The organism is Desulfotalea psychrophila LSv54, from assembly GCF_000025945.1.
Classification (GTDB): domain Bacteria; phylum Desulfobacterota; class Desulfobulbia; order Desulfobulbales; family Desulfocapsaceae; genus Desulfotalea; species Desulfotalea psychrophila.
Map to the genome: position 1 here is coordinate 1,102,501 of NC_006138.1, position 14,274 is coordinate 1,116,774.

The 14,274-nt window shown below is 48.0% G+C and carries 6 protein-coding genes and 2 rRNA genes (1 of these 8 only partly in view); 4 read left to right on the forward strand and 4 right to left on the reverse strand.

The window, feature by feature from the left end:
* Together DP_RS04930 and rrf are read left to right on the forward strand one after the other, a co-directional pair.
* Positions 1 to 1,193: ribosomal RNA gene (locus tag DP_RS04930) — 23S ribosomal RNA — on the forward strand (it extends 1,724 nt beyond the left edge of the window).
* Between the two features lie 65 nt (positions 1,194 to 1,258).
* Positions 1,259 to 1,375, forward strand: a 5S ribosomal RNA gene (gene rrf / locus DP_RS04935).
* A gap of 1,936 nt (positions 1,376 to 3,311) precedes the next feature.
* Here the strand turns inward: rrf and DP_RS04940 are convergent.
* Together DP_RS04940 and DP_RS04945 are read right to left on the reverse strand one after the other, a co-directional pair.
* On the reverse strand, positions 3,312 to 4,208 hold the full coding sequence (locus tag DP_RS04940; protein WP_011188224.1) for a polyphosphate kinase 2 family protein: 897 nt from the start codon (positions 4,206 to 4,208) through the stop codon (positions 3,312 to 3,314).
* A 53-nt stretch (positions 4,209 to 4,261) separates the two neighbouring features.
* A complete protein-coding gene (locus DP_RS04945; RefSeq protein WP_011188225.1) occupies positions 4,262 to 6,838 on the reverse strand; it encodes a plasma-membrane proton-efflux P-type ATPase in 2,577 nt (858 codons plus the stop codon).
* Positions 6,839 to 7,436: 598 nt separating this feature from the next.
* Between DP_RS04945 and DP_RS04950 the strand changes: the two genes are divergently transcribed.
* Complete coding sequence (locus DP_RS04950; RefSeq protein ID WP_011188226.1) at positions 7,437 to 8,015, forward strand: hypothetical protein; 579 nt, start codon at positions 7,437 to 7,439, stop codon at positions 8,013 to 8,015.
* Between the two features lie 256 nt (positions 8,016 to 8,271).
* On the opposite strand, the gene DP_RS04955 is transcribed toward DP_RS04950, so the two are convergent.
* Positions 8,272 to 10,296 carry a methyl-accepting chemotaxis protein gene (locus DP_RS04955; protein ID WP_011188228.1) on the reverse strand — a complete coding sequence of 675 codons (2,025 nt, stop codon included), beginning with the start codon at positions 10,294 to 10,296 and terminating at the stop codon, positions 8,272 to 8,274.
* A 495-nt stretch (positions 10,297 to 10,791) separates the two neighbouring features.
* Positions 10,792 to 12,816 carry a methyl-accepting chemotaxis protein gene (locus DP_RS16660; RefSeq protein ID WP_011188230.1) on the reverse strand — a complete coding sequence of 675 codons (2,025 nt, stop codon included), beginning with the start codon at positions 12,814 to 12,816 and terminating at the stop codon, positions 10,792 to 10,794.
* 1,021 nt (positions 12,817 to 13,837) lie between these two features.
* On the opposite strand from DP_RS16660, the gene DP_RS04965 reads away from it, so the two are divergent.
* A complete protein-coding gene (locus tag DP_RS04965; RefSeq protein ID WP_041278377.1) occupies positions 13,838 to 14,170 on the forward strand; it encodes an IscA/HesB family protein in 333 nt (110 codons plus the stop codon).
* The last annotated feature ends 104 nt before the right edge of the window (positions 14,171 to 14,274 follow it).

Sequence of the window (14,274 nt, forward strand, 5' to 3'; positions counted from 1 at the left end):
CCAGCAAGGTATAGTTATTTACTAACGAAGCCTAGTCTGGTTGCAGTGAAATGGGGGGAGCGACTGTTTACTAAAAACACAGGACTCTGCGAAGTCGAAAGACGAAGTATAGGGTCTGACGCCTGCCCGGTGCCGGAAGGTTAAGGGGACTTGTTAGCGTAAGCGAAGCAATGAACCGAAGCCCCGGTAAACGGCGGCCGTAACTATAACGGTCCTAAGGTAGCGAAATTCCTTGTCGGGTAAGTTCCGACCTGCACGAATGGCGTAACGATTTCCCCACTGTCTCAACCAGAGACTCAGCGAAACTGTAGTACCGGTGAAGATGCCGGTTACCCGCAACAAGACAGAAAGACCCCGTGAACCTTTACTATAGCTTGGCATTGGTTTTAGAGGTAACATGTGTAGGATAGGTGGGAGGCTTTGAAGCATGCACGCTAGTGTGTGTGGAGCTAACCTTGAAATACCACCCTTGTTATCTTTGAAATCTAACCGCGATCCGTTACCCGGATCCGGGACATTGTCTGGTGGGTAGTTTGACTGGGGCGGTCGCCTCCTAAAGAGTAACGGAGGCGCGCGATGGTTCCCTCAGGCTGATTGGAAACCAGCCGTAGAGTGTAAAGGCATAAGGGAGCTTGACTGCGAGACAGACATGTCGAGCAGGTACGAAAGTAGGTCTTAGTGATCCGGCGATTCCGCATGGAAGGGTCGTCGCTCAACGGATAAAAGGTACTCCGGGGATAACAGGCTTATCTCCCCCAAGAGTCCATATCGACGGGGAGGTTTGGCACCTCGATGTCGGCTCATCACATCCTGGGGCTGAAGCAGGTCCCAAGGGTTTGGCTGTTCGCCAATTAAAGTGGTACGCGAGCTGGGTTTAAAACGTCGTGAGACAGTTTGGTCCTTATCTGTTGCGGGCGCAGGAAATTTGAGGAGATCTTCCCCTAGTACGAGAGGACCGGGGTGGACGAACCTATGGTGTACCAGTTGTTCCGCCAGGAGCATCGCTGGGTAGCTAAGTTCGGAAGGGATAACCGCTGAAAGCATCTAAGCGGGAAGCCTACTCCAAGATTAGATTTCCCATGATTTAAAATCATCTGAAGGCTCGTTGTAGACCACAACGTTGATAGGTCGGGTGTGGAAGAGTGGTAACACTTGGAGCTAACCGATACTAATAAGCCGTGCGGCTTATCCATATCCTTGATTATGCTATTAAGAAACTAACTGAATACTCTATATTTAATTAAGAACGCCGAATTTTTTCGGTGGCCATAGCGAAGAGGCTCCACCCGTTCCCATTCCGAACACGGAAGTTAAGCTCTTCAGCGCCGATGGTACTGCATGGGAGACTGTGTGGGAGAGTAGGTCGCCGCCGAATTTTTTATATATAAGCCCCAAGTTGATTAATTTCAGCTTGGGGTTTTCTGTGTTTATAGGTATGAGAAAAAATAGAAAGCAGAGTTATAGCAGTGGAGCATTAGCGGAGTGGCGAGTTTGAGCTATCAGTAACAACATAAACCTAAAGGAGAGAATCTACCCGTTCCCATTCCGAACACGAATGACGGAGTCTCCCTTCGGTCGCTTACCTACGCTCTTCAGCGCCGATGGTACTGCATGGGAGACTGTGTGGGAGAGTAGGTCGCCGCCGAATTTTTTATATAAAAAGCCCCAAGTTGATTAATTTCGACTTGGGGTTTTCTGTGTTTATGGGTATGAGAAAAATAGAAACTGGAGCTGTAAGCCAAAAGCTGTCAGTAACAGTAAAAAATGCTTACCATAGAGAAAAGCATTAAAAATATTCACCATAACTTGTCTTGTTGGCAGGGGTAAGATCATCCGTTCCCATTCCGAACACGAATGACGGAGTCTCCCTACGGTCGCTTACCTACTCTTCAGCGCCGATGGTACTGCATGGGAGAGTAGGTCGCCGCCGAATTTTTTATATATAAAGCCCAAACTATTAATTTAGTTTGGGCTTTTTTTTGTTTAAAATATGTAAAGACTACATGCGAGTAAAGATAGAATAATTCCAGTTTGATTTATTCAAAAAACGATTAAAATCAAGGCATTAAAGAGGCATGTCCGTTCCCATTCCGAACACGATGCGAAACAGGAGTCTACGCTTACCTGGAGTCTCGTTGCACTCGCTTACCTTAACGCCGATGGTACTGCATGGGGGGTGTCGAAGAGTAGGTCGCCGCCGAATTTTATATATAAAAGCCCCAAGTTGATTAATTTCGACTTGGGGCTTTCTGTGTTTATGGGTATGAGAAAAAGCAGAAACTGGAGCTGTAAGCCAAAAGCTGTCAGCTATCAGTAAGAGCAAAAAACATTTACTACAAAAAGCACAAAGAAAGAGCGGCCTAAACTTAAAGTCGAGAGACTTGGCTCGTTCCCATTCCGAATACGATGCGAAACTGGAGTCTACGCTTACCCGGAGTCTCCCTCCTCGGGAAGAGACTTTCCCGCAAAATAAATTCCCACAAACTTACCAAGCTTTCCATTTTTTCCTAACATCAAAAAAGTATTTACCACAGAGATCACAGAGGGAAAATCAGCAGTGAAGCGGAACAGAGTGGTGGACACAAGGTGTTAGGCTAACCCTTGGCAAAATATTTTTTTTGACGTTTCAACACTCAGAACAAATTTTTATCATTTCCCGTGGTGACCCGGAATCCTACCTTCGCTAAGCGCTATCTATCTATAATTGCGACAAATGATGATGGGTCTAAGTCACCTCCACTTCTCGGAGGGGGAGGAGGGAGGGGGCGTTACAGACTACAAAATATCTACAAATCAGAAATTTATAGCGACCTACAGAGAACGATATTGAGCACAGCTGCTCCGTTTAGACTCACATCTTATAACATGCCCTCATTTGATTTTGACGCTCCAATACTCCTGAAGAAAATTTTTACCCATTCCCCATGGTGATTTTTAATAAATTTTTTGCAATGGAGCAAAAGCCATTTCACAACTCCCCCAGAATTCTCCCCTTAAACCTAGCAAGCTTTCCCTTTTTTCCTTTCTTTCCCCAATAAACACTCCCCGCCCAATCTCCCCTAAATAAGCACAGCCTCCATCTCCCCCTCGTCAAGGTGGAGAGGCGTTCTAAGCATCTGCCAAAGCTCTAGCACATTCTCTTTCCTAAAAAGAAAATAATTTGAAGCTACTGTAGGATGGGTAGCAGTGAAGCGTAGTGTGCCCATCATAGCTTGCCCTTCACAAAATATTTTCGTTTGTGTCAGGTTTTTCCTAACAGCTGTGGTGAAGGCTATAGATGCCCGGTTCGTATAACGAACAGGCTCGCACCTTCAAGCCTTGCTTTTACTCTTCTTGTTTTTCTTGTGCCCTACTTCAACTTTACCCTTCATCCCTGCCTGTTTCTCCTCTGCAGCATGATATTTGTTGCGAATGTCTTCCAGATCCACATGGGAAGGCGGCAGTTTTAAGCCCATTTCGTCCATGGTATCCACGATAATTTCTGAGATTGCGAGATTCCGAAACCACTTGTGATTAGCTGGAATTACGTACCACGGAGCATGCGGGGTACTTGTCCGTTTCAATGTCTCTTCATAGGCTTTGGTGTATTTGGGCCATAACTCGCGTTCGGAATAATCGGCATCGCTGATTTTCCAGTTTCGGGCTGGATCATCCAAACGCTGTTTAAACCGTGATAATTGTTCTTCTGGGCTGATATGCAAAAAGAACTTGAGAATTCGTGTACCGTTGTTTGTAAGCATCGTTTCGAAATCGTTGATTAAGTCGTAGCGCTTTGACCAAACCGCCTTTTCTACCAACTTGTGTACGCGCACGACCAACACATCTTCGTAGTGCGAGCGGTTGAATACAACTATCTCGCCCTTAGCCGGTGTATGCTGGTGGGCTCGCCAGAGAAAATCGTGGGCAGCTTCGTCTTTGCTGGGTTGTTTGAAGCCGACTACCGATGTCCCCTGCGGGTTAACACCGCTGAATAAATGTCGCACCACGCCGTCTTTGCCAGCGGCATCTCGTGTCTGCAAGATTACCAGTAGAGACTGATTGCCATCTGCGTAAAGCAGATATTGCATTTTGGCCATCCGGGCAACGTGTTCCTCTATCTCAGGCATTGCCTGTTGGTGTGAATCGTGCTTACCGATGTAAGAGGGATCAATTTTGTCCAGATGGACCTTTTTATCTGGTTCGACGATGAATTTTTTGCGATAATGCATGTTTGCCCTTCCTTATTTGCTTGAGCGAGTTTGTTTGGGTTGCCAATATTTTTTTAATCATGCGCTTGCAGTGGCTGATTCACCATTTTCAAACTCTTTAAATGACGTGTCGTACGATAAGCCATAAGGTGCTCGGTAATTAGTCTGACTGCGCCTAGCAGGAACATCCAGACCAGATTGTAGGCCCAAGTCCAGCCGATCATGGTCCATGAAATGGGGTCGACCAGCCAACCCAGAGCGCACATTAGGATTGCCAGGATTTGGGTACAGAGGATCGCCAGGAACAGAGGCGCGGCTGGGAGGGGGCGCAGAAAAAACCAGCGTTCCGTGCGAGTAACGAACAGCAGCAGATGACCGCCGGCAACCAGTTGCAGAAACATCAGTGTCTGTAGCTGGGCATGTGTTGTCAAACCAAAAAAAGCTTGCTCAGTTGGGCTTGATAATACTTCCATGCCGATTAAGAGAAAACCAAAGGACTGGGCAATAGAAAACAGGCCAAGTACTGCTGAGACGCCTAACAACTGTGGCATTTTCCAACGAATCGGCTTTTCACTGACCGGTGTGTTGTCGTAGGCGATAGCCATGATCGGCACATCATCGAGCAGCGACATGGCGACAATCATAATGGGTGTCAGTGGTGTAAAGCCGAGAAAAATAATGGAGAGCACGACCAGGAACATGATGTCCATGGTTAAAGCTACCCGGTAAATGGTGTAGCTGGTAATGCGGCCAAAAATACGCCGTGCTTCGTCGATCGCGCTGTTGATGACCGATAAACCGGGGGCGGTGAGAATCAATGCCGCAGCGCTGCGTGCCGCATCAGTGGCGCCGGAAACAGCGGTGCCGCAATCGGCTTGTTTGAGTGCTGGTGCGTCGTTAACGCCGTCGCCGGTCATAGCCACCAGATGGCCGCGCGATTGTAGGGCCTTGACGATAGCGTATTTATGCTCAGGAAATACACGCGCGAAGCCGTCCGCCTGCTCAATTAAGTCTACGATTTCCGGTGGTACATTGTTGGGATCCATCTCCTTAGGAAAGGCATCCGCCGCCGGAATAATATTTATACCAATGCCAAGTTGGCGAGCCGTTTCGATAGCGATAGCGGTGTCGTCGCCAGTGATCATTTTCACCAACACCCCTTTTTCGCGAGCGTTATCAATGGTCAATTTCGAATCATCACGCGGTGGATCAAACATCGGTAGTATGCCCAGGAAAGACCAGGTCACCCCGTTATCTTCAGAACGGGCAACGCCTAGCGCCCGCGAACCCTTGGCCGCCAGTGCGGCAACTGCATCTTTGACTTTCTGCGCAATCTCTGTGGAGGGTTTGGCAATATCAATAATCGCCTGTGGCGCGCCTTTAGTGACTACGAAGGCCTTGCCTGTTGAATCGATTACGCTTGCCGAGGTGCGCTTTGTTACTGGATCAAAAGGTACGAATTTTAGTTTTTTCCAGTTATTGAGAACATTTTGATCCTTGAGTGCCTGGATAACAGCGGTATCAATGGCATCTTTATCTTCGATGTTCGAGGCGAGCGCTGCGGCCAAAAGACAGTCTTGCGCGTGCGTGCCCTCTATAAGGATGGGGTCTGCCAACGAGAGCTGATTCTTGGTTAAGGTTCCGGTTTTGTCGGAGCAGAGAATATTGACCCCTGCCATCTCCTCAATCGCTGAGAGCTTGGAAACAATCGCCTTTTCCTTCGATAGTTGTAGCGCTCCCAGGGCCATGGTCATCGAAAACACCGTCGGCATTGCCACGGGGATTGAGGCAACCAATAAGACCAGCACGAACTGCAGAATGCTGAGGGCATCATTCATATCCCAGGTATCTGCGACGACAAAATTATGATAAACCTGAACGGCGACCATGATCAGCGCAAGTGCGACGGCGACGATAATGAGAAAGTTACCAATCTGGAACATGGCTTTTTGAGCGTGACTGACCGACCCCGCGCCGGCAACCAGTTTAGCGGTCCGACCAAATAAAGTATTGGAGCCCGTGTTAATGACTACGCAAACCATCTCGCCCTGCTTAACTACACTGCCTGAATAACCCTCGTCGCCAACCTTCTTGGTTACTGGTAGCGATTCACCGGTTAGCCCCGACTGATCTATGGACGCGTAGTCGCCGCCGACCATCCGCACATCGGCGGGAACAACCATACCCAAGCGAATCTTGACGATGTCGCCGGGAACTAGATTTGCCGCCGCCACTGTTTGCCATTTGCCATCGCGCATGGCGGTGGCTTCCGGCGCCAGTCCCTTTTTAAGTTCTGCCAAGGCATTCGAGGACTTGCGATCCTGCCACATCTCAAGTCCGACGTTAAACAACAGCAGGACGCTGATGATGGCGAAGTCGGCCCAGTGACCGATCAGGGCTGAAATGAGCGCTGCGGCCTCAATCATGTAGGCAATAGGCCCCATGAAATGGCCCATAATTTTGGCGGACAGGCTTTCCTCTTTTTCAACCAGGGCATTCGGCCCATATTGGCTGAGTCGTTGTTGTGCTTCGGGGCTACTCAGACCTTGTTCTGCTTGAACGCCGAGTTTGGTGAGCAGCTGATCGACTGGTATTTTCTCAAGGTCAATATCAGCGTCAAGGGTGCTGGCTGGCGGTTTTTCGTTTGACATAGCATATACCCCTTACTTTGTGGGTTAACTACAGGTGAGGTTGTCCTAAGTAACTTAGTATTCAGGTTCTGGCATAAGCACTTTCAAAATTTGATCTCATTCTAAAAAAAACGTTCTACAAATAAAATTATGCGCTTCTTTGAGGCTAGGCTCAAATTATTTAATTTATAAGAGCTCTTTTTTTGGGGAGGACGTCAGCGTTAGACCTCCCCTTTTCTTCTTCCTTTCCTAAACAAACGCACCCCCACCCAGCCTCCCCTAAATAAGCACACCCCCTCCATCTCCCCCTCCTTGGGAAGAGACGTTCTAGGTATTTCCTTGCCTTTTAGGATTACCCTTTACGAAATATTCTCTTTTGATTTTGTTGTTTCAACACCACCGAACAAATTTTTATCATTTCCCATGGTGACCCAAAAACCTACCTGCGCCAAGCTCTATCTAATCATCATTACGACAAATGACGCTGGCACTAAGTTGCCTTTACTTCTCGGAGGGGGAGGAGGGAGCAGCCTTCCCCTGCAAACAAGGATCTGCTACCCTTATTTTATGATCCTCCAGCTTTTTGTAGCTGAATCCACCACTCAACGCAGAGGTAAATATGCAACTAAGGCACCGACTATCTCTTTTAGCCATTATGGTTATGGCATTTTCTCCATCGTGGGCCCAGGCAAATGCAGGTGTGCCCATGCTGGTTTTGGTTATGCCGGCATTTGCTGTAGCGCTGATCCCTGTCATTCTCATAGAGTCCCTCTATCTGGTCAGAAGACTTGCCCTCAGGCCAAAATTAGTGGCAAAAACTGTGACCATCTCCAACCTGGTCTCAACCCTGGTGGGTATTCCGCTCACCTGGGTTCTTCTAACGCTGGGGCAAATGGTAACAGGAGGTGGCTCGGCTCATGGAGTTGATACGGTTCTGGGCAAGGTGCTTGCCGTTACCTGGCAGGCACCGTGGCTGATCCCCTATGAAAGAGAGCTTAACTGGATGATTCCAGCAGCGGGCATAGTACTACTTGTGCCGTTTTTCTTTGTCTCCTGGTGGTCTGAGTATTTGGTCTCCAGAAGATTTTTAGGAAAAGTACCAGCTCAACAGCTAAAATTAGAGATTCGCAATGCAAATATCATCACCTACTCCCTGTTGGCCTGTTGGCCAATAGCTGTTCTGCTCTTCGCTCGTTAAACAGGGCTTGGTAAACAGACGCCGAATCTGTCTCAGCGCCTGAGAACTCACAGTGAGGGTGACTTTCAGTGGAAAATTATGAGGGGCAGGGGAGCGGCCCTCATTTGTCGGAGATCTCACCGACGAAGAGAGTTGGCATATCATCAATTACATAAAAACACTGTAAGCCTTCAGGCAATAGCTGCGTGGCAGGAGGCGGGCAGAGTGAGTGGATGGCCGTTTTCACTAAAGGCCATCCACCCAAACACTCCTTCGATTATACCTTAAACATGCCGACGATGGCGCTCAGCTTGGCTGACATTTCATTCAATTTCGTTGCACTGAGGTTCACCTGGCCGATGCCACTTGATATTTCGCTGGTCTCCGAATTGACTTGGGTAATTTCCTGGCTTATTTCACCTGCTACAGCTGAAGACTGATTTATGTTCTCGTTAACCTCGCTGATACCCTGAGAGACTTGGCTAATATTGGCGACGATTTCCGTTATGGCCGTTGACTGTTCCTCAACGGCAGCGGCAATGATTGTAACAATGTCATTAACCCCGTCAATAACGGCAGAGGTTTCGTCAATCTCTTTAACCGCTGTGGTGGTTGTCTTTTGTACTCCCTCAATCTGGTTTTTAATATCAAGGGTCGCCTTGGCAGTCTGATTGGCAAGCTCCTTAATTTCGTTGGCTACCACGGCAAAGCCCTTGCCCGCCTCGCCAGCCCGGGCCGCCTCAATGGTTGCATTAAGGGCCAGAAGGTTGGTCTGTTCGGAGATCTCATTGATAACCTCTGTTACCTTGCTGATGGTAATAGCCGCCTCTTCAAGCTCTGACATTTTGCTGGAAGCGCTCTTGGCCTTTTGGACAGCCTTATCTGTAACATGTGTTGCCATCTCGGTGTTTTTAGCTATCTCATTAATGGTGGAGGTCATCTCCTCCGCAGCCGCTGCAACCATCCCGGTATTGGTGGTAGATTGCTCCATGGCCGCTGCCACATTGTTGAGATTGGTGGTCATCTCCTCGGTGGCTGTTGCCACGGTATTGGCTCGGACCGCTGTATTTTCAGCACCTGAGGATATCTGCACGGCAATGGCTGAGAGATCGGTGGAGGATCCGGCAACAACATTGGCGTTTTCACTAATCTCTGTGATTATTCCCTGAAGCTTTTCAATAAAGGTATTGAACCAGATGGCAAGCTCTCCTATCTCATCTCTACTTTTTACCTCAAGACGCATGGTGAGGTCGCCCTCTCCTTCGGCAATATCCTTCAGGCCGGCAACTGCAATTTTGATGGGTTTTACGATGGTGCCAGATACCAGGAAGATTACAATAGCGGCCAACAGCACAGATATGATGCCGGTGATGATGCAACTATATGTCATTTCTCTGGATTCCTGCAGTACTCTCTCCATGGGGATTTCAACGGAAAAGGACCATGGGGTATCTGAATTGCCGATATAGGAGGGGACAAAGACCCTGTAAACATCTGTTTTCAGGGTTTCAGAGTAGGAAATCATGGTGAAAATTTCACCGTTCTCTATGGCCTGCTTGGCCTTTCTCAGGAGTTTTGTGGCTCCGATATCCTTGCCGACTCTCTCCTTATCCGGATGAGCGACATACTTGCCCGCATTGGAGATTAGACTTGCTACGCCGGTTCCATATGGCCTTATTTTTGTTACCATCTCCGTCAGCCCTTCCAGGACAATATCGATGCCAACAACACCGATGCATCGGCCCTTATAGACTATGGGTACTGTGGCGGTGGTCATCAGAGAGTGAAGATCCGGATCCTCATAGGGTTCAATGAGCACTTCTTTCCCGAGTCTTTTTGGCAGGGTGTAGAATTCGTTTGATAAAGATGCCTCATAGGCTACTGATTCTATGGTAGGGGCAGCAACGATGCTGCTTCCTTCCCGGTGAAACCATGGAGAGTAGTGCTTTGTGAAAATTGTTTTTGGATCTACCATCACCCAGATGCCTGAGAACTTGGGGCTTTTCTCTAAAATACGCCTTAGGGAATTATCAAGCAACTCCCTCTCCGGCTGTTTTTTGCCCATTAAGATAGCCTCATAGCTATGGGCCAGTATTCGTGCCGCATCCATTGCCTCTTCAATATCTTCCTTGAGCTCTCCGCTGTAGCGAAAGGCAATCTGCTCGGTTTTATCAAAGGCCTCTTTTTTGACAATCGAATTTGCCTTGTTGCTTACCAGGCCAATGGTGAGAGTAAAGGCAATTACCACCACCGATAGGATTGAGAGCAACATCTTGGATCGTAAATTCAGTTTTGAGAACATACAGCATACTCCTTTTGGATGAGAACGAGACCTCTCTTCGGCTTCCTGTTACTTTTGGGGCAGAAAAAGGGGGGACTAAACTCGGTAAAACCTACACATGTCATGCTTTGATAGAGAGCTATGGGGTTCTGAGCTTCTCGGTATCTTTTCATGAAAGTCTTAGCCTACCCATTTTATATGGACATTGGAAGAGGTAACTTATTGTAATTGCAGAACAAGCCTAACAGGTGTGTTTTTAGGAGGCGATCGAGCTGAGGCTAAGGCGTAGAGAATGGGTATTTTTTCTTTTTGAGAACAAAGGCTGGTGTAGCTGCGATTATTCGTAATATATTTCGTTCTTTGTGTGCTAATGGAGATGGTATAGTGGTCAATGGCTACGCTTTTGCCTGAAAAGTTAGCTTGTGCTAATAGGCTATGGGGGCACGATGGCCTGTCCGTGACCAGGAAAAATGGGGGGCGCACGGTATCAGGTCGCAGCGATCCCCCCACTTTCATCTATACCTTAAACATACCGACGATGGTACTGAGCTTGGCAGACATCTCATTGAGTTTTTGGGCACTGAGGTTCACCTGGCCGATGCCATTTGATATTTCCCCGGTTTCCGAATTGACCTGGCTAATTTCCCTGGTTATTTCGCCTGCCACATTTGAACACTGATTTATGTTCTCATTAACCTCTTCAATACCCTGAGAGGCCTGGCTGATATTGGTGACGATTTCATTTATGGCTGTTGACTGTTCCTCGACGGCCGCGGCAATAATTGTCACAATGTCATTAACCCCGTCAATAACGGTTGAGGTCTCGTCAATCTCTTTAACCGCTGTGGTGGTTGTTTGTTGCACCCCCTCAATTTGGGTTTTTATGTCAAGAGTCGCCTGGGCCGTTTGCTGGGCAAGCGCCTTGATCTCGTTGGCCACCACGGCGAAGCCCTTGCCTGCCTCTCCTGCCCGGGCTGCCTCAATGGTTGCGTTGAGGGCAAGAAGGTTGGTCTGCTCGGAGATCTCATTGATCACCTCTGTTACCTTGGTAATGGTAATGGCTGCCTCCTCAAGCTCTGACATTTTACTGGAAGCGCTCCTGGCCTTCTGGACGGCCTCATCGGTAATCCGGGTTGCCATTTCGGTATTTTTCGCTATCTCATCAATGGTGGCGTTCATCTCCTCTGCCGCTGCAGCAACCATCCCGGTATTGGTGGTAGACTGCTCCATGGCGGCGGCCACACTGCTGAGATTGGCGGTCATCTCCTCTGTGGCTGTTGCCACGGAATTGGTCCGGCTTGCTGTATTTTCAGCACCCAAAGATATCTGCACAGCAACGGATGACAGATCGGTGGAGGATCCGGCAACAACATTAGCATCTTCGCCAATCTGTTTGATTATTCCCTGGAGTTTTTCAACAAAGGTATTGAACCAGTGGGCAAGCTCTCCTATCTCATCCCTGTTTTTCACCTCAAGACGCATGGTAAGGTCGCCCTCTCCTTCTGCAATATCCTTCAGGCTGGCAACGGCAATTTTAATGGGTTTGACAATGGAACCAGAGACAAAGAAGATGGTTAAAGCAGTCAACAGCACCGATATGATGCCGGTAATGATGCAGGTATAGGTGATATTTCTGGATTCCTCCAGAACCTTTTCCATGGGGATTTCAACGGAAAAGGACCAGGGGCTATCTGAATTTCCGATATAGGAGGGGACAAAGATCCTGTAGGTATCTGTCTTTAGTTTTTCAGAATAGGAGGACATTGTAAAAATTTTACCGTCCCTTATGGCCTGCTTGGCCTTTTTGAGGAGTTCTGTATTTCCGATGTCCTTGCCGACTCTCTCCTTATCCGGATAGGCAACATATTTTCCTGCATTGGAGATCAGACTCGCCACCCCCGTTTCATATGGTCTGATTTTTCTTACCATTTCTGTCAGCTCGTCCAGGACAATATCGATGCCGACAACACCGATGCATCTACCATTATGGATTATGGGGACTGCGGCGCTGGTCATCAGGGTGTGAATATCCGGATCCTCATAGGGCTCAATGAGCACCTCTCTCTTGAGCCTTTTTGGCAGGGCGTAGTATTCCTCGGCTGCAGCTGCTTCATAGTCCTTTAAGTCCGTGGTAGGGTCAGCAACGATGTTACCCTCTTTTCTGTGGAACCAGGGATAATAGAACGTCTCAAAAATCGTGTTGGGTTCTACTGCTACCCAGATGCCTGTGAAGTTGTTGTTTTTTTTCAGGATATGTCTTAAGGAGCTATCAAGCAGTTCCTTTTCCGGCCGTGTTTTGCTTATCAGGATGGCCTCATAGCTATGGGCCAGGATGCGTGCCGCATCCATCGCCTCTTCAATGTCCTCCCTGATCTCTCCGCTGTAACGGAAGGCAATCTGCTCGGTTTTTGCAAAGGCCTCCTTTTTTACAATTGAATTTGCCTTATTGCTTACCAGGGTAATGGTTACGACAAAGGCAATGACAACCACCGATAGGATTGCCAGCAACATTTTGGATCGTAAATTCAGATTTGCGAACATACAGTGTACTCCTTTTAGATGAAAATGAGACCTCTCTTCGGCTCCCTGTTACTTTGGGGCAGAAAAAGGGGGGATTAAACTCGGTAAGACCTACGCATATCACACTTCGATAAAGAGCTATGGGGTTCTGAGCTGCTCAGGCCTCCTGATGAAGAACTTAGCCTACTCATTTCGTCAGGATATGAAAAGAGGTAACTTATTGAAATAAAAGAGTTAAATTGACAGGGTGGCCAGGCGGAGGGTGGTGGGCTGAGGCTAAGGCCTTGGGGATGCGTTTTTTTTTGCCTGGAGAATAAAGGTAAAGGAAAATGTCTTTTGACCGAAATATATTAATTTTTTTCATTTTAGATGAGCTTTTATAAGGCAGATTAATTTTTTTTCAGCAAAGATCAAGCTACTCTAAGAACTTGCAGGTGGGTGATCGACGATCCATGCACCGAGGAGACATTGTCTAGGCAGAGAGACCCATGGCCAGTCGTTTGCCTTTAATGCGTTGGTCCATGATCTCTGCTGCCCTCATATAATCTGCCCCGAGCAAAGAGGAGATGCTCAAGCCATCTCTTCCGTTTCCACACCTTAAACATGCAATGATGGCAGGCAGCTGGGGGCTGATATCTCATTTGCTCTCCTGGCCCTGAGGTTCGGTCTCGAATATTCCCTTCCAGATGAGAACCTGCTATCCCGTCAAGGCAAGTCGCCAGGGTATAACTCTCTACTGTTATTGGTGTTTTTTAATTATCCGGCAAGATTAATAGGATTAACCTATTTGACAGATCGGCCAGAAAATGATTTTGTCCAGTGTAGAGGATGGCCCTCGTGTCTTCTCCTCTCAATAATAAGATGAGTAAGAACAGACCACTGTCTTTTTTTAATTCAGATATTGTGGTTGCTACTCCTGCTGGGATGCAGGCCTTTGCGGAAAGCAGAAGAGCCGTATAGGGACGAGGTATATTACACGCCTGTGCACTGTCCCAAGGGGCAGAATGGCAAAATGATCATTGATAAAAACAAGGAAAAAATTATGCTTACAGTGACACCCTTCGCAATAGAAAATCTTAAGAAGTATATGACAGACAATAAAATAGAATCCGCCCTACGCATTGCCCTGATGAATGGCGGTTGCTCCGGTAATGTACTCGGTCTTGCCCTTGATAAAGAGGGAGAAAAAGACCAGATCCTTACGGAAGGGGGCATTACCTTTCTGGTGGAGGAGGGGCTTGCTCAGCAGTGCGGTGCTATCACCCTTGACTACCTTGATCAGGGCGCTCGCTCGGGTTTTGCCATCTCTTCAGAAAACCCTGTGGCGGGGGGCGGTGGATGTTCCTCTGGATCCTGCGGTTCCTGTGGACAATAGGGGGGGGGACACTAGGGACAGAACAGGGTTTGCATCCTGCTAAGGGGTGGCCTTGTTGCCAGCAAAAAAAGGGACAGTGCCGGAGAGGTGCTGTCCCTTTTTTA

Excerpts from the sequence above, each read along its gene's own strand:
- DP_RS04940 (WP_011188224.1), bottom strand. The coding sequence starts at position 4,208 with ATGCATTATCGCAAAAAATTCATCGTCGAACCAGATAAAAAGGTCCAT.
- DP_RS16660 (WP_011188230.1), bottom strand. The coding sequence starts at position 12,816 with ATGTTCGCAAATCTGAATTTACGATCCAAAATGTTGCTGGCAATCCTA.
- DP_RS04965 (WP_041278377.1), top strand. The coding sequence starts at position 13,838 with ATGCTTACAGTGACACCCTTCGCAATAGAAAATCTTAAGAAGTATATG.
- DP_RS04945 (WP_011188225.1), bottom strand. The coding sequence starts at position 6,838 with ATGTCAAACGAAAAACCGCCAGCCAGCACCCTTGACGCTGATATTGAC.
- DP_RS04950 (WP_011188226.1), top strand. The coding sequence starts at position 7,437 with ATGCAACTAAGGCACCGACTATCTCTTTTAGCCATTATGGTTATGGCA.
- DP_RS04955 (WP_011188228.1), bottom strand. The coding sequence starts at position 10,296 with ATGTTCTCAAAACTGAATTTACGATCCAAGATGTTGCTCTCAATCCTA.